At 66.0% G+C, this 16,354-nt stretch carries 16 protein-coding genes and 1 riboswitch; of the genes, 12 read left to right on the top strand and 4 right to left on the bottom strand.

The window, feature by feature from the left end; all coding sequences use genetic code 11:
* Nucleotides 1–11 precede the first annotated feature (11 nt).
* The 12 genes from RhoFasB10_RS08250 (at nt 12) to gcvP (ending at nt 10,267) form a co-directional block, all read left to right on the top strand.
* Nucleotides 12–419 (top strand): nitroreductase family deazaflavin-dependent oxidoreductase, encoded by a 408-nt coding sequence (locus RhoFasB10_RS08250; protein WP_167675929.1) that lies wholly within the window; start codon nt 12–14, stop codon nt 417–419.
* Nucleotides 420–484: 65 nt separating this feature from the next.
* Entirely contained in the window at nt 485–1,066 is a 582-nt protein-coding gene (locus RhoFasB10_RS08245; RefSeq protein WP_167676041.1) for a CoA pyrophosphatase, read from the top strand.
* A gap of 40 nt (nt 1,067–1,106) precedes the next feature.
* Nucleotides 1,107–1,718 (top strand): CDP-alcohol phosphatidyltransferase family protein, encoded by a 612-nt coding sequence (locus RhoFasB10_RS08240; protein ID WP_243636803.1) that lies wholly within the window; start codon nt 1,107–1,109, stop codon nt 1,716–1,718.
* Complete coding sequence (locus RhoFasB10_RS08235) at nt 1,711–2,565, top strand: DUF881 domain-containing protein (protein ID WP_167675927.1); 855 nt, start codon at nt 1,711–1,713, stop codon at nt 2,563–2,565. Before RhoFasB10_RS08240 ends, RhoFasB10_RS08235 begins: the two co-directional genes overlap by 8 nt.
* Nucleotides 2,562–2,978 carry a DUF1290 domain-containing protein gene (locus tag RhoFasB10_RS08230; RefSeq protein WP_084424016.1) on the top strand — a complete coding sequence of 139 codons (417 nt, stop codon included), beginning with the start codon at nt 2,562–2,564 and terminating at the stop codon, nt 2,976–2,978. The genes RhoFasB10_RS08235 and RhoFasB10_RS08230 overlap by 4 nt, the downstream gene beginning before the upstream one ends.
* A 6-nt stretch (nt 2,979–2,984) precedes the next feature.
* Complete coding sequence (locus RhoFasB10_RS08225) at nt 2,985–3,719, top strand: DUF881 domain-containing protein (protein WP_346764366.1); 735 nt, start codon at nt 2,985–2,987, stop codon at nt 3,717–3,719.
* 39 nt (nt 3,720–3,758) lie between these two features.
* Nucleotides 3,759–4,163: a glycine cleavage system protein GcvH gene (gene gcvH, locus RhoFasB10_RS08220; RefSeq protein ID WP_068431214.1), complete on the top strand. Its 405-nt coding sequence runs from the start codon at nt 3,759–3,761 to the stop codon at nt 4,161–4,163.
* A gap of 179 nt (nt 4,164–4,342) precedes the next feature.
* Nucleotides 4,343–4,840, top strand: a complete 498-nt coding sequence (locus RhoFasB10_RS08215; RefSeq protein ID WP_068431211.1) for an FHA domain-containing protein — start codon at nt 4,343–4,345, stop codon at nt 4,838–4,840.
* Nucleotides 4,837–5,574, top strand: coding sequence for a MerR family transcriptional regulator (locus RhoFasB10_RS08210; protein WP_068431208.1), 738 nt, complete (start codon nt 4,837–4,839; stop codon nt 5,572–5,574). The genes RhoFasB10_RS08215 and RhoFasB10_RS08210 overlap by 4 nt, the downstream gene beginning before the upstream one ends.
* A 115-nt stretch (nt 5,575–5,689) precedes the next feature.
* Nucleotides 5,690–6,163 (top strand): bifunctional nuclease family protein, encoded by a 474-nt coding sequence (locus RhoFasB10_RS08205; RefSeq protein ID WP_068431205.1) that lies wholly within the window; start codon nt 5,690–5,692, stop codon nt 6,161–6,163.
* Nucleotides 6,164–6,505: 342 nt separating this feature from the next.
* Nucleotides 6,506–7,126 carry a MerR family transcriptional regulator gene (locus RhoFasB10_RS08200; RefSeq protein ID WP_068431481.1) on the top strand — a complete coding sequence of 207 codons (621 nt, stop codon included), beginning with the start codon at nt 6,506–6,508 and terminating at the stop codon, nt 7,124–7,126.
* 13 nt (nt 7,127–7,139) lie between these two features.
* A riboswitch (glycine riboswitch) is annotated at nt 7,140–7,237 on the top strand.
* Between the two features lie 150 nt (nt 7,238–7,387).
* Nucleotides 7,388–10,267: an aminomethyl-transferring glycine dehydrogenase gene (gene gcvP, locus RhoFasB10_RS08195; RefSeq protein ID WP_308115109.1), complete on the top strand. Its 2,880-nt coding sequence runs from the start codon at nt 7,388–7,390 to the stop codon at nt 10,265–10,267.
* Between the two features lie 4 nt (nt 10,268–10,271).
* On the opposite strand, the gene RhoFasB10_RS08190 is transcribed toward gcvP, so the two are convergent.
* The 4 genes from RhoFasB10_RS08190 to RhoFasB10_RS08175 all read right to left on the bottom strand — a co-directional run bounded on the left by RhoFasB10_RS08190 (nt 10,272) and on the right by RhoFasB10_RS08175 (nt 16,327).
* Nucleotides 10,272–11,411 carry a metallophosphoesterase gene (locus RhoFasB10_RS08190; protein WP_167675925.1) on the bottom strand — a complete coding sequence of 380 codons (1,140 nt, stop codon included), beginning with the start codon at nt 11,409–11,411 and terminating at the stop codon, nt 10,272–10,274.
* 3 nt (nt 11,412–11,414) lie between these two features.
* Complete coding sequence (locus RhoFasB10_RS08185) at nt 11,415–13,142, bottom strand: substrate-binding domain-containing protein (protein ID WP_206030661.1); 1,728 nt, start codon at nt 13,140–13,142, stop codon at nt 11,415–11,417.
* A 76-nt stretch (nt 13,143–13,218) separates the two neighbouring features.
* Nucleotides 13,219–15,393, bottom strand: a complete 2,175-nt coding sequence (locus RhoFasB10_RS08180; protein WP_167676033.1) for a malate synthase G — start codon at nt 15,391–15,393, stop codon at nt 13,219–13,221.
* A 64-nt stretch (nt 15,394–15,457) separates the two neighbouring features.
* Complete coding sequence (locus RhoFasB10_RS08175; RefSeq protein WP_206030660.1) at nt 15,458–16,327, bottom strand: 3-methyladenine DNA glycosylase; 870 nt, start codon at nt 16,325–16,327, stop codon at nt 15,458–15,460.
* Nucleotides 16,328–16,354 lie beyond the last annotated feature (27 nt).

Raw genomic sequence — 16,354 nt, 5'->3', positions numbered from 1 at the left:
AGGAGTGTTCGATGGCCGACTTCAACGAGCAAGTCATCGCGGAGTTCCGCGCGAATCACGGCAAAGTGGGAGGGCCGTTCGAAGGGGCGCCACTGCTGCTGCTTCACAGCACGGGGGCCAAGTCCGGTGCTCGGCGCATCAGTCCCGTGATGTACCTGCCCGACGACGATCGTTACGTCATCTTCGCGTCCAAGGCAGGGGCCGACACGAATCCCGACTGGTACCACAACCTCAAGGCCAACCCGGATGCCGCGATCGAGGTGGGGGATTCGACGGTCGACGTCGTGGCATCGGAGGTCACCGGCACCGAGCGTGACGAGTTGTATCGCAAACAGGCCGAGCTCTACCCCGGCTTCGCGGAGTACGAGAAGAAGACGTCGCGGGTCATTCCCGTCGTCGCGTTGTCGGCGAAGTCCTGACAGCGAACACGGCGGACGCTTCGGGCGCCGGTGAACCGCCCGACTACCGACTCGAACGCTCCGACATCGTCGCTGCTCTCGCGTCGTTCGTCCCCACGACGGTCCCAGCCGGTGCGAAGCGGGCCGCGTCCGTGGCGTTGGCGATCGGTGGAACACCGGGACACCGACGACTGCTTCTCACCAAACGGCCGTCGCGCCTGCGTGCACACCCGGGGCAGTTCGCGTTGCCCGGCGGCAGTGTGGATCCGGGCGAGTCGTCGGTCGAGGCGTGCCTGCGTGAACTGCACGAGGAGCTCGGGTTGCGGGCAGACGAGGATGCCGTGCTGGGACGCCTCGACGACTACGAGACCAGATCGGGCTATGTGATCACGCCGTTCGTCGTCTGGGTCGGTGACCGCTTGGCCGAGCTGAAACCGAGTCCCGACGAGGTCGCCATCGTGTACGAGGTCGGGGTGTCGGAAATCGACACCGATCCGCGATTCGTGACCATCGAGCAATCGGAACGGCCGGTGATCCAGTGGCCGTTCCGTGAGTCGCTCGTCCACGCGCCTACGGGCGCGGTGGTTCACCAGTTCCGTGAGGTGGTACTTCGAGGACGACACACACGCGTGGCAGACTTCGAACAGCCGGTGTTCGCGTGGCGCTGACGCATCTGCGTTCGACAGTTCAGGAATCGAGGTGCGAGTGGTGAGTCCGTCCGAAACCGATCGGGGCGATCGCATCCTGACCGTTCCGAACGTTCTCAGTGTGCTCCGTCTGCTGCTGATTCCGCTGTTCCTCTATCTGCTCCTGGTCCGCCACGCCGACGGTCTCGCGCTCGCCGTGCTGCTCGCGAGTGGTGCGACCGATTGGCTCGACGGGAAGCTCGCCCGCGCCCTCGACCAGTCGTCGCGGCTCGGTGAACTGCTCGATCCGTTGGTGGATCGGCTGTCGGTAGTCACCGCGCTCGTCGCATTCGTCGTGCGCGGCATCATTCCGTGGTGGGTTGCGGCCTTGCTGATCGGGCGGGATCTCGTCCTGGCGGGAACGATGTTCGTGTATCGGCGACGGGGACTCCCTCCGCCGCAGGTCATCTACCTCGGCAAGGCGGCGACGTTCGTCATCATGATGGCGTTGCCCGTCCTGCTGATCGCTGCGGGGGATTCGACCGTCGCAGACGTGTGCTCGCCGATCGGATATGCACTCCTGGTCTGGGGGACGGCGTTGTACACGTGGACCGGCATCTTGTACACGTACCAGGCGATTCTCGTCGGCATGACGACTCCGACAGCCGAAAGCAGGCCGACTCCTCATGCGTAGGCCGGCGCAGCGCAATCCCCAGTCCTCGCTCCTTCGGTCACTGACGTCGGAACATCTGGACCCGGGCTACGCGGCCGCGTCGGAATCTCGCCACGCGAAGAACAACCGCTCGCGACGGTCGGCCGCCACCTGGACGATCGCAGGAACGCTCGCGGTCGGGGCAGTGTTCGGCGTCGCCGTCGGCCGCACGGCGCTCGACCCGTCCGATGCTCCGGGGGTGGGACGAGATGCGCTCGGTGCAGCTCGCGAGGCGTCACATCGCGCCGACGAGCTCGATGCGCAGCGCGCCGAACTGGTCGTCGCGGTCGACGAGGCACGACGAGAAGCCTTGCAGAGCGACGATGCGGGCAACGACGTACTCGGCTCGCTGCAGTCCGTCGCGGACGCGGCAGGAACGACGCCCGTGACGGGCCCCGGCATCAGCGTCGTCGTGTCCGAGCCGCCGGCCGCGGCAAGCCTGTCCGACGCGTCCACCCGGCCCCGCGGATCGTCCGCCGCGACCGTGTTGGATCGAGACCTGCAAGTCGTCGTCAACTCCCTCTGGGCCAGCGGCGCCGAAGCGGTTGCGGTCGGCGGTATCAGGATCGGTCCTGGTGTCACCATCAGGCAGGCGGGAGGGGCGATGCTCGTCGACAATCGGCCGGTGTCGTCGCCCTACACCGTGTCGGCGATAGGGTCGCCGACACAGCTGCAAGCTCGATTCTCGGTCAGCGACGCGTACCTCCGGATGTCGGCGCTGTCGCAGCTCTACCGCGTCGGATTCGACGTGCGAGCCGAGTCCGAGATCGATCTACCCGCAGCGGCCAGCCGCCCGATCGCCCTCGCACACCAGGACGGCCTACGATGACCGACGAGCGCACGCACAAGGACGTCGACGATTCTCCGCACGAACCGCCGGAGCACCGGCGACGCGGTGGCAGCCTGATTCTGTTGGCCTTCGTGGCACTCGCGATCGGTGTCGTCATCGGGAGCGTCGCGAGTCCCGAGGTGCCCGACCCCGTGGCCCCGTATCTGCCCATCGCCGTCGTGGCCGCGTTGGACGCCGTGTTCGGCGGTCTTCGTGCCTACCTCGACGAGATCTTCGACGCGAAGGTGTTCGTCGTCTCGTTCGTCTTCAACGTGCTCGTTGCCGCGTCGATCGTGTGGCTCGGCGATCAGCTCGGTGTCGGAACCCAACTGTCGACCGCGATCGTCGTCGTCCTCGGTATCAGGATCTTCGGGAACGCTGCGGCACTCCGGCGTCGCCTGTTCGGAGCGTGAGACACCGTGTCGCAGGAAGGTCGCCATCAACGCCGCGGTGAGAACCGTCGTCGGTCGGTCGTGTTCGGATGCCTGGCTGTTCTGCTGATGACGGTCCTCGGAATCGGCCTGGCCGCGCAGGTGCGAGTCAACGACGACGAGGACTATCTCGACTCCGCGAGGCCGGCCGATCTGCTCGTCGTATTGGACAACCTCGGCCGCCGAGAGGCAGCCATCCGGGAGGACATCGCCACCCTGCAGAACACGTTGACGACGCTGCAGAACGAGAGCGGGGGATCCGGCGCGGCGCTGGACGAGGCTCGGGCCGAGCTCGACGCACTGTCGATCCAGGTCGGGTCGGTCGCAGCGACCGGGCCTGGCGTCGTCGTCACGGTGACCGACCCACGAAACGGCGTCGGGTCCGAGGTTCTCGTCGATGCAGTACAGGAACTTCGAGCAGCCGGTGCCGAAGCGATGCAGATCGCCGGTGCCACAGACGAAACGGTTCGCATAGGCATCGATTCCTGGATCGCCGGTCCGGCGGGTAACACGGTGGTCGACGGCCGGGAATTGAAGGCGCCCTTCGTCATCACCGCGATCGGCGACCCGCCGACGCTGTCGGCCGCGCTGGACATCCCCGGTGGCGTCGTCGACACGGTTGCGAAAAGCAGTGGGGAGTGCGCAGTGTCTCAATCTCAGCAGGTCACCGTGTCTGCCTTGCGAGACCCGCGATCACGTCAATACGCTCAGCCCGGAAACTAGGTCGAGCCCGCTCGACTACCACCCGAAAGGACTGCCGAGTTGAGTGACAACGCGCCATCCGCCGAATTGTCGTACACGCCCGAGCACGAATGGGTTCTGCGGACGGGACCGACGACGGTCAGGATCGGCATCACCGACTTCGCCCAAGGACAACTCGGCGACGTCGTCTTCGTTCAACTTCCCTCCGTCGGCGACGAGGTCACAGCAGGAACTTCGTTGGGCGAGGTCGAGTCGACGAAGAGCGTGTCCGACGTCTTCGCGCCGTTGACGGCCAAAGTCGTTGCTGTCAACGAAGATCTGGATGCTGCGCCCGAGAAGGTCAACTCGGGTCCGTACACCGACGGGTGGTTGGTGGAGTTGGAAGTCGACACCGAAGCGACACTGGACGCGGCGGTGTCACAGATGCTCGACGCGGACGGATATGCTGCCATTACGGCCGGGTAACTTCGCGGGAGCGGACCGGAGAAACGGTCTACACCCATGCTCGTGTGCAGGGTACGGTCGTGGGTATGTAGATGCCGTGTCGGGGGCACAGGTCCGCACAAAGAACTGAACGTGAAAGCTGTCTACTGCGAGACCCGAGGTGTACGTCGCCCGGGTGATCGGACTGAGAAGGAGAAACGGTGAGCGAGAACGACAACGACGGCATCTACGGAGAGTCGCCGGCGGAGACCACTTCGGTCTTCCGTGCAGACTTCCTGCAGGAGCTGGACAACTCGGCGACGAGTCAGACGTCCGAGGCTCCGGTGTCGGGTGTGGAGGGCCTTCCGGTCGGGTCCGCGCTTCTCGTGGTGAAGAGAGGCCCGAACGCCGGCTCCCGTTTCCTGCTCGACCAGCCGACGACGTCGGCCGGCCGCCACCCCGACAGCGACATCTTCCTGGACGACGTGACCGTGAGCCGTCGCCACGCAGAATTCCGCCAGGACGAGGACGAGTTCCAGGTCGTCGACGTGGGCAGCCTGAACGGCACGTACGTCAACCGTGAACCGGTCGACTCTGCCGTTCTGGCCAACGGTGACGAGGTACAGATCGGAAAGTTCCGCCTGGTCTTCCTGACCGGGCCTCGCGGCGGTGCCGGTACTCAGGTCGGCGAGTCGTCTGCGGGTGCGGGCAGCCAGTGACCGCCGTCGGGCAGCGGTCTCCCGGGGGGATGTCGATTGGCTCCGTCCTCGATCGACTACGGCCCGACTTCCCCGACGTCACCATCTCCAAGATCCGATTTCTCGAAGCAGAGGGATTGATCTCGCCGGAACGTACGCCGTCCGGCTATCGGCGGTTTTCCATCGCCGATTGCGAACGCCTGAAGTACGTCTTGACGGCGCAGCGAGATCAGTACCTGCCGCTGAAGGTCATCAAGGAGCAACTGGAGGCCATCGACAGTGGCGCGGCGCGTGTCGAGCGTGCCGAGCCGACCTCCCGCCGGCCGCGCTCGCTGAGCGTCGCGCCGGGGGAGGTGTCGCCGGAAGAGTTCCTCGCCGACCGTGAGGTGCGTCTGAGCAAGAGCGATCTCTTGGAGCGCGCGGGAATCGAGGATTCGTTCCTCACCGAGCTGATCCGCGCCGGCCTGATCACGCCCGGCCAGGCCGGGTTCTACGACGAAGGCTCGGTCGTTCTGGCCAAGACCGCACATGCGATGTTGCAATTCGGACTCGAAGTTCGGCACCTTCGCGCGTTCAAATTGGCCGCCGACCGCGAGGCGGGTCTGGTCGCGCAGATCGCCGGGCCCGTTGCGAAGAGCCGAGACGCCGGTGCGCGAGACCGCGCGGAGGAGATGATCCGCGAACTCGCGGCGTTGTCGCTGACTCTGCACACGTGTCTCGTGAAGGCAGCGGTGCGCGGGGCACTCGATCGTTGATGTACGGAGGAAAGTCGGCGGACACCACTACGACCGCCGACTTCCCATAGACTCGAATGCAGTGGACGGACCCAGACCTGCGGCCCGATTTCAACGCGTGTGGGAGGCAGTCACCATGAGTGAGATGCGAGTCGTCGGTATCAGGGTCGAGCAGCCGCAGAACCAGCCGGTTCTCCTGCTGCGGGAGTCCGATGGAGAACGGTATCTGCCCATTTGGATCGGGCAGACGGAGGCGGCAGCCATCGCGCTGGAGCAGCAAGGCGTCCAGCCGGCCCGACCGCTGACCCACGACCTGATCAAAGACCTGATCGGCGCCCTCGGGCACACCCTGAAAGAGGTTCGAATCGTCGACCTCCAGGAGGGCACGTTCTACGCCGATCTCGTGTTCGACAAAGAGGTGCGCGTCTCGGCTCGACCGTCCGATTCGGTCGCCATCGCGCTGCGCGCAGGAGTTCCCATCTACGCGGAGGAGCCGGTCCTCGCCGAAGCGGGCTTGCTGATGCCCGACGAACGCGAAGACGAAGTCGAGAAGTTCAAGGAGTTTCTCGAGTCGGTATCCCCGGATGATTTCAAGGCCACCGGCGGGTAGAGCGCCCGATTCGATAACGGAAGAGTCTCAACCTCAACTTTAGGTTCAGTGTTACGGCGCGTTGCGTTGATTCGCCCTCACTCGGGTCCTAACGTTCCGCCTGTGAGTTCCGCTCGGCGATCCCATGTCGTCGCTGCGTGCCGGGGAGTACTCTGGCCTCGTACGCGGAATGGACCTCACGCGGCAGGAAGCCGGGAATTGAGCCCGGCCGGATCGAACGAAGTTGGCGATCCGTGCGCAGTGTCGAGACATCCGAAGAGGGAGCAGTCAGTGGGAGATCAGCCGCAGGAACGCCGCCACGGTTCAGCGTCCGACACGCCGGACACCGCTGAACAGGACGCGGTGGACACGGCGTCGTCCGACACCGCCGCATCGTCCGACACCTCCGCGGCCGAGGCGACCCCGGCGACTTCCGTCCCGGACTTCCAGCCAGGCTTGTTTCCGGACGATTCGGTCCCGGACGAACTTGTCGGCTACCGCGTTCCCAGCGCGTGCCAGATCGCGGGCATCACGTATCGGCAGCTCGACTACTGGGCTCGCACCGGGCTTGTCGTCCCGTCCATCCGGAGCGCGGCGGGTTCGGGTAGTCAGCGTCTCTACTCCTTCAAGGACATGCTCGTCCTGAAGATCGTCAAGCGTCTCCTGGACACCGGAATCTCGCTGCAGAACATCCGTGTCGCCGTCGATCATCTGCGTCAGCGCGGTGTCGGCGACCTGGCCAACATCACGCTGTTCTCCGACGGCACGACGGTGTACGAGTGCACGTCGGCCGAGGAGGTCGTCGACCTGCTGCAGGGCGGACAGGGTGTCTTCGGAATCGCGGTGAACGGCGCCATGCGTGAACTGACCGGCTTGATCGCGGATTTCCCGGCCGAACGCGCCGACGGCGGCGATTTCGAGACGACGCCCGAGGACGAACTCGCGTCGCGACGCAAGAATCGCGCCAGCCGAAAGACCGGTTAGACTTTTCGCACGTCGCGCTTACGCGGGAGAGTTCCGGGACAGCCAGTCTCGGGCGCCGAAGGAGCAACACCTCCCCGTCAATCTCTCAGGCACACGGACCGTGTGAGCCTCGACGTCTCTGGAAAGTGATGGGAGCACCCATCCGCCCAAGGGGAAAGGCCGGACGACGTCGTCGTCGCCCCGGCTGAATCTCTCAGGCGCCCGCGTCGGTGGGCATGCGACAGAGGGGGAGGGCCCTGTCGCACGCACCTGGAGTGGCTCGTGATCGATCCGACCGTCCCCACCGACTCTTCGTCGACGCCGAGCGAGCGCGTGTTCGCCGATCGGCATATCGGACCCAGCGCCGACGAACTCGAACGAATTCTGCACGTGGTCGGGGTGCCGACGCTCGACGACCTCGCGACCAAGTCCGTGCCGCAGGCGATCCTCGACGACGCACCGTCAGGAGTCGGCGCCGGCCTCGACGCGTTGCCGCTCCCGGTCGGCGAGCACGACGCGCTTGCCGAACTCGCGCAGCGCGCGGAACAGAACACGGTCGCGGTCTCGATGATCGGACTCGGCTACTACGACACACTGACGCCCCCGGTCATCACCCGCGGCATCCTGGAGAACCCGGCCTGGTACACCGCGTACACGCCGTATCAGCCGGAGATCAGCCAAGGTCGGCTCGAGGCGTTGCTGAACTTCCAGACGATGGTGGCGGATCTGACGGGCATGGAGGTCGCGAACGCGTCCATGCTCGACGAGGCGACCGCTGCAGCCGAAGCGATGACATTGCTCCGACGAGCGAACCGGGCGTCGACGTCACCGAGATTCGTCGTCGACACCGACGTCTTCCCACAAACGCTTGCGGTGCTCGAGACGCGCGCGGCCCCGCTCGGGATCGAACTGGTGCGGTGCGACCTGTCGCACGGTCTTCCGGACGGTGAGTTCTTCGGGTTGCTGACGCAGACACCCGGTGCGAGCGGCGTGGTACGCGATCTGTCGGACATCGTTGCCCGCGCGCACGAGCGGGGTGCGCTCGTGGCCGTCGGCGCCGATCTTCTCGCGCTGACACTCGTGACTCCGCCCGGGGAGGTGGGAGCGGACGCCTGCTTCGGAACTTCTCAGCGCTTCGGTGTGCCGATGGGCTACGGCGGCCCGCACGCCGGCTACCTGGCCGTTCGATCGGCGCATTCGCGGCAGCTGCCCGGACGGCTCGTCGGGGTGTCCGTCGACGCCGACGGCGACGTGGCCTACCGTCTGGCGCTGCAGACCAGAGAGCAGCACATCCGTCGTGAGAAGGCGACGTCGAACATCTGCACCGCGCAGGTGTTGCTGGCGATCGTCGCGGCGATGTACGCGAGTTACCACGGCAGCGACGGCTTGCGTTCGATTGCGTTGCGGGTCAATGCGCGTGCAACTGCTCTCGCGGCGGGGTTACGCGGTGCGGGTGTCTCGCTGGCCGGTGACGCGTTCTTCGACACCGTGACGGCGACAGTTCCGGGGCGTGCCGGCGCCGTCGTGGCCGCCGCCAAGGAGGCGGGTATCAACCTGCGCCTCGTCGACGACGACACCGTGAGTGTGTCCTGCGACGAAGCGACGACGGACGAGCACGTCGACGCGGTGCTCGCGGCGTTCGGTGCCGAGCGGTCCGATGCGGAACGCGTCGACTCGCTTCCTGCATCTGCCCGACGCACGTCCGAGTTCCTGACGCATCCTGCCTTTACCCGGCACCGCACCGAGACCTCCATGCTGCGATATCTACGCATGTTGTCCGACAAGGACATCGCGCTCGATCGCAGCATGATTCCGCTCGGTTCGTGCACGATGAAGCTCAACGCGACCGCGGAGATGGAATCGATCACGTGGCCGCAGTTCGCGAGGCTGCACCCGTTCGCGCCCGACGATGACACAGCAGGCATCAGGTCCATCATCGCCGACGTCGAGAAGTGGCTCGTCGACATCACCGGCTACGACGCGGTGAGCCTGCAGCCGAACGCCGGCAGTCAAGGCGAATACGCTGGGCTGCTTGCCATTCGGGACTATCACATCGGTCGCGGCGACGGTCATCGGAACATCTGTCTCATTCCGTCGAGTGCGCACGGCACCAACGCGGCGTCCGCGGTCATGGTCGGTATGAAGGTCGTGGTCGTCGCATGTCGCACCAACGGCGACGTGGACGTGGACGATCTGCGCGCGAAGATCGATCAGCATGCCGACTCGTTGGCCGCGATCATGATCACGTATCCGTCCACCCACGGTGTGTACGAGCATCAGATCGACGACATCTGTGCCGCGGTCCACGACGCGGGCGGCCAGGTGTACGTCGACGGCGCGAACCTCAATGCACTTGTCGGACTGGCCCGTCCGGGAAAGTTCGGCGGAGACGTCAGCCACCTCAATCTGCACAAGACGTTCTGCATCCCGCACGGCGGTGGCGGCCCGGGTATCGGACCCATCGGCGTCCGTGCCCACCTGCAGCCGTACCTACCGGGACATCCGCTGCGCGAGGGACTCGGAGGCGGCGCACCGGTCGCCGCTGCGCCGTACGGAAGCGCGTCGATCCTGACGATCACGTGGGCTTACATTCGGATGATGGGTGCGGTGGGACTGCGACGTGCGACGCTGACGGCCATCGCGTCGGCGAACTACATCGCCCGTCGCCTCGACGAGCACTTCCCCGTGCTCTATACGGGCGACAACGGCATGGTCGCTCACGAATGCATCCTCGATCTTCGTGAGCTGACCAAGCGTACCGGTGTGACCGTCGACGATGTGGCAAAGAGGTTGGCGGACTACGGTTTCCATGCACCGACGATGAGCTTCCCGGTCGCCGGAACGCTCATGGTCGAGCCTACCGAGAGCGAAAGTCTCGAGGAGATCGATGCATTCTGCGACGCGATGATCGCCATCCGCGTCGAGATCGATCGCGTCGGCTCGGGCGAATGGCCCGTCGACGACAACCCGTTGCGGGGCGCCCCGCACACCGCGCGCAGCCTCGCGCGAGAGTGGTCTCATCCGTACACGCGCGAGGAGGCCGCATTCCCCGACACGGGCGCCGGGCGAGCCAAGGTGTGGCCTGCCGTGCGGCGAATCGACGGAGCGCACGGAGACCGCAACCTGGTCTGCTCGTGCCCGCCGATCGAATCGTTCGCCTGAACGGTCAGGACGACACGAGTCGCAGCATCGCGATCTCCGGCGGTGCTGCGACTCGCACCGGAGGACCCCATGCGCCCGCACCCCTGGTGGTGTACAGCGTCGTGTTTCCGACCCGATCGAGGCCCTCGACGCTCGGCTGCTGCAGCGGCACGAGGTACCGCAACGGCCAGATCTGCCCGGCATGCGTGTGGCCCGACACCTGCATGTCGACTCCCATCTCCGACGCTTCCTCCGCCTGCAGCGGCTGATGCGCGAGCAGCAGCGAAAATCGTTCGGGGTCACGACCTTCGAGAGCGGCTGCGAGGTCGGGCTCGTACGGTGCAGGTGCGGTCGCGTCGTTGATTCCGACGATGTCGATGTCCTGGCCTCCGCGGCTGACGGTGGCCCGATCGTTGCGCAGCACCGTCACCCCGAGCGACGACCACAGATCGAGCCACTTTCCGCCGTCGTCCGCGTAGAACTCGTGGTTCCCGCTCACTCCGAACACGCCCAGAGGCGCCGACAGTTGGCGCAGCGGCTCCAGATCCGAACCGACGAGTTCGACGGTGCCGTCGATGAGGTCACCGTCGAGCACGACGACGTCCGGCGCTTGCGCGTTGACGTCGTCGACGATCTTCTGCACGAAGTCCCGGCCGCGCGACGGGCCTGCGTGGACGTCGGAAACCAATGCAATTCGGAGACCGGCGAACTCGTCGGGTAGGCGGTCCAGCGCGATCGTGGTGTCGGTGATGCGGGGATGCGCGGCCTCGACGAGACCGTACCCGACGGCAGCGACGGACGCCGCCGCGACCACTGCGGAACCCACGCGTGTCACCCGCCGACGGGTGGCAACGGAGTCGCGGCCGCGTGCGGCCGCCGCGATGCGGATCGCGAAGGTCGCCAGACCGACGAGCAGGGTACCCAGTACGAGGTAGAGCACCACGGCGAGCCAGCTGAGACCGACGAACGCCGGAATGCGTGCCCATGCGGGGTCGAACAGTTCACCGGAACCGATTCCGATCAGGGCAAGGGCCCACATGACGACCAGTACGACGTCGACGACGAGGGAGTAGGGGCGAGGCAGTCGAGTTGCTCTGACGTAACGCAGATGCAGCACAAGTGCGACGAGCGCGAGGAACGTGCCGAACACGAGCAGGCGTGTCATGTTTCAGTACAGCAACTTTCGGAGAAGGTTGAGGAGTTCGGGCCCGTCCGACGAACCGACGGTGGTTGTCGAACCCCCGGTCGTGTCGGACATGGACTGCAACGTGCGAATGTCGGAATTGGTTCCGATGGACACTACATCGATGGCCACCGGCTTGTCGGGCACGGCGAGGTCGGACAGCATGCGCAGGAATCGATCCGACGATATCGACGCGTCGTCGTTCGGTCCGTCGGTGACGAGAACGACGCTGTTCGGCCGGCCCGGCACGTAGTTGTCCACGGCGTCGACATAGGCGGCCACGACGGATTCGTAGGTCGACGTCGACGTCTCGGGGCGCAGCGCGCTCGCCGCCGAAACAAGAGCATCGCGTCGCGTTCCCGATGCGATCTGCTCGTCGAGGGGGCCGGTGGGCACCGCTGTCCGGAACGCCCGCTGACCGTCGAGATTCGCGCTGTAGACCCACAATCCGAGATCGGACGCGCCGACGACGGACTCGAACTGCTGGTTCAGCGCGTCGACCGTGTTCTGCAAGCGCGTCCTGGCACCTTCGGCCGTGTCCATCGAACCGGACACGTCGAGCAACACCGTCGCTCGACGCGGCGTCGCAGGGTCTCGAACCGCGTCGATCAACGCTTGCCGCGTGTCCGACGCGGTCGCAGCAGCATCGGTTTCGATGTCTCCGACGTCGAAACCGGCGTCGGAGAAGACCGTGGCGTTGGCGGGCTGCCGTACGAACTCGACGAACTGAGCGGCTGCCCGGTCGAGTGTGTCGGTCGAGAAGCCGCTTCCCAGAATCGCAGCGGGATGGTCCGCGACGGGCGTCGCGCCGACGGGCGCGTACGTGGACAGTCCTGTCTGGGCGGACGCGCGCAGCTGCTGCGCGGTGACGGGGACCGTGTGCACATCCGAGTTCGGGGAGGGATCGGCACTGATCCGTGCGAGGACCGCATCGGTCGAGTCGACGGAGACGGCGCTCTGTCCTCGATCGGTGGTCGCAAGCGCCGACATGGCCGACACGACGGCCCCGCTGCGTGCCTGTTCCAACGACAGCGATCCAGTCGGTGATTCGACCGTCGTGGCTGCCACCGCGGCCAATGCAGGGGAGGTCGACGCCGCATCGGGCCCGGTGGGCAACTGCAGGCGGAGTCCACCCCAGCCGGGTAGCCCCAGTGCGTCGAGCCCGTCCGACGCGCGTTGCAGGCGAGGCAGATCCGCCCATCCGACGCTGCCGGCAGACAACGCGGACGTGACAGCGTCCGGGCCTGCGAGCACGATCGGAGAACTGGCGACCGATCGGGGCGTGCCGTCGATCGTTCCGGGGGGAACCCCCTGCAGAGCGTCGGACGAGCGCGGAATCCACAGTGCGGGAACAGCGCCGAGAGCGGCGGGGTCCCAGTTGTCCGGGCCGGCTGCGACGGCACTGGCCATCGCAGCCGTGGGCGTCGTCGCGACGTCGACTGTGACGCAATGGTCGCGCACGATCGGTTTGGTGGCGTCGAAACGCGCGGCCAATTCGGTGACCATGGGCGAGATGTCCGGATCGACGGTCACCGGCAACGTCAACGGACCCTCGACGCACGTAGTCGCCGCCTGCACGCCCTGGTCCGCGATTCGATCTCGCAATTGAAACCATCCGAACACGGCGAGCACCACCACGATGATGATGCCCGCCGCGATCACCGGTCCCTTGCTGATACCCCGGGAGCCCCCCGACGTGCGATGTTCACCCACGTGGAAAGACTACAAGCGCTGTGCGACAGCAGAGCTTGCGGACCGACCCATGGGGTCCGGGATATCGCGTCCGCTCCTACTTGGCGGCCGCCTTGTACTCGCGACGGCGGCGGTGCAGGATCGGCTCGGTGTAGCCGTTGGGCTGGCCGGCGCCCTGGAAGATCAGGTCGCTGGCTGCTTGGAAGGCGATGTTCGAGTCGAAGTCCGGTGCCAGGTTCTTGTACGCCGGGTCTCCCGCGTTCTGGCGATCGACGACCGGTGCCATGCGCTGCAGCGATTCACGGACCTGGCCCTCGGTGACGATGCCGTGCCGAATCCAGTTCGCGAGGAACTGGCTCGAAATACGCAGCGTTGCACGGTCTTCCATCAACGCGATGTCGTTGATGTCGGGCACCTTCGAGCAGCCGACTCCGTGGTCGATCCACCGCACCACGTAGCCGAGGATGGACTGCGCGTTGTTGTCGAGTTCGCGCTGCTTCTGCTCGTCCGACCAGTCGGTGGCCGGTGCCAACGGGATCTCGAGGATCTCGTCGACGGTGGCCCGCTTGGCTTTCGCGATCTCTTCCTGCCGGGCGAAGACGTCGACCTTGTGGTAGTGCAGGGCGTGCAGCGTCGCGGCGGTCGGCGACGGCACCCAGGCGGTGTTCGCTCCGGCCTTGGGGTGGCCGATCTTCTGCTCGAGCATGTCGTGCATCAGATCGGGCATGGCCCACATGCCTTTTCCGATCTGCGCCTTACCTTCGAGGCCTGCGGCGAGTCCGGTGTCGACATTGAAGTCCTCGTAGGCCTTGATCCAGGTCTGTGCCTTCATCTCGCCCTTGGGGACGACCGGCCCGGCCTCCATCGAGGTGTGGATCTCGTCGCCGGTGCGGTCGAGGAAACCGGTGTTGATGAACACCACGCGTTCCTTCGCGGCCTCGATCGCGGCCTTGAGGTTGACCGTCGTACGACGCTCTTCGTCCATGATGCCGACCTTGAGCGTGTTCTCCGGCAGGCCGAGGACCTGCTCGACGCGCCCGAACAGCTCGACGGTGAACGCGACCTCGTCGGGGCCGTGCATCTTCGGCTTCACGATGTACAGCGAGCCCGTGCGCGAGTTCTTCAGCACGTTGTCCTCGGTCAGCGAGTGCAGACCGGTAAGCGAGGTGAAGAGAGCGTCGAGGATGCCTTCGGGGACCTCGTTGCCGTCGGCGTCCAGAATGGCATCGGAGGTCATCAAGTGACCGACGTTGCGCACGAACAGCAGCGAACGTCCGTGCAGCGTCAGTTCGCTGCCGTCGATCGCGGTGTAGACGCGGTCCGCGTTCAGGGTGCGGGTGAAGGTCTTACCGCCCTTGGTGACTTCCTCGGCGAGGTCGCCGCGCATCAGTCCGAGCCAGTTGCGGTAGCCGAGCACCTTGTCGTCGGCGTCGACCGCGGCGACGGAGTCCTCGAAGTCCATGATCGTGGTGACCGCGGACTCGAGCAGCACGTCCTTGACACCCGCGGCATCGGTCTTGCCGATCGGGCTGTCGGCGTCGATCTGGATCTCGAGGTGCAAACCGTTGTGGCGCAGCAGGATTGCCGACGGCGCATCCGGGGCGCCCTGGTAGCCGAGGAGCTGCGAGGGATCCGCCAGACCGACGGTCGAGCCGTCGGCGAGCGTGACCGACAGAGACGCGGCATCCACGACGTACTTGGTCGTGCCGACATGGCTACCGGACGACAGGGGCGCTGCCTCGTCGAGGAACTCGCGGGCGAACGCGATGACCTTGTCGCCGCGAACCTTGTTGTAACCGGTGCCCTTCTCGGCGCCGCCCTCTTCGGAGATGGCGTCGGTGCCGTACAGCGCGTCGTACAACGATCCCCAGCGGGCGTTCGATGCGTTGATCGCGAAGCGCGCGTTCAGGACCGGAACAACGAGCTGCGGGCCCGCGGTCGAGGTGATCTCGGTGTCGACGCCCGCGGTGGTGATGTGGAAGTCGGCCGGCTCGTCGGTCAGGTAGCCGATGTCCTTCAGGAACGTCTTGTAGGCGGCGCGGTCGTAGTTCGGTCCCGCATGTTCACCGTGCCAGGCGTCGACCTTGCCCTGGATTTCGTCACGGACGGCGAGCAGCGCCTTGTTCTTCGGGGCCAGGTCGGTGATGACGGCTTCCGCGCCCGCCCAGAACTTGTCTGCGTCGACGCCGGTACCCGGAAGTGCCTCGTTCTGGACGAAGTCGTACAGCACCTCGGCAACCTGAAGTCCGCCAACAGTTTTGCGATCGGTCATGAATCCCTCGCTCTTTCCGGTCACGGGCGACTCCATGGCCGCCCCAACGACATCGTGGACGATGTTACTCGGCAGTAGGTCGGGCGGGATCGCCGCCGCTCACGAGTAGGTTCTCACACCGTGTGATCAAGGCGTGTCGGAGAGGTGTTGCCCTGGCCGTCAGGGCGGCTTGCGCGCGCACATATTCGGACCGACCACCGGGTGTCTCGATGGCGATCGGAGCCAGGCCGTAATCCGACAGGTCGTACGGACTCGCCCGCATGTCGACAGTGCGTGCGGCAAGGGCCAATTCGAAGCAGTCGGTGACGAGATCGGAATCGATCAAGGGTGCGAGTTTGTAGCTCCACTTGTACAGGTCCATGCTCGCGTGGACGCACCCCGGTTGCTCCGTCTCGACCCGGCTCGACGGCGCGAGCTGCAACAGATTACGGGGAACGGCGTCGTCGGTGAAGAAGCGGAAAGCGTCGTAGTGCGTGCACCGAATCGTCATCGACTCGACTACGGCATCGGTGCCGTCGTGGCCCAGCCGAAGCGGCACCGAACCGTGTCGAAGCGCCTCGTGCCCGCCGCGGTAGACCATCGCCCACTCGTGCAGTCCGAAGCAGCCGTGGTGGGGCGGTCGCGCTGCGGTCGCGCGGAGAAGACCCAGGGTGAATTCGACGGCGGACCGACGAGAGTCCAGCACCGACTCACGGACTCGCAGGCCGCCGTCCGGACCGACGTGTCGCTCGTACGACGCGAAGCCGGCGTAATCACGCGCGGCGTCGCCCGCGAGCACGACACCGTAGCCGGGGTTCCAACGACGGAGATGCCCAGGCTTGAAGCTGTAGTAGGTGAACAGGAAGTCCAGGACCGGGTGCGTCGCGCCCCGAGCACGCTCCGCGAGATAATCGCCCACCAGCCGATCCACGCGGTCCAGGTGAGCGGCCCGCATCGCCGTCCATTCCTGTTCCGGCAGAAC

The sequence above is a fragment of the Rhodococcus sp. B10 genome, from assembly GCF_011770055.1.
Taxonomy (GTDB): Bacteria; Actinomycetota; Actinomycetes; order Mycobacteriales; family Mycobacteriaceae; genus Rhodococcoides; species Rhodococcoides kyotonensis_B.
Note: the sequence above shows the minus strand (reverse complement) of the source record. Positions and strands in the feature narration are given on the sequence as shown.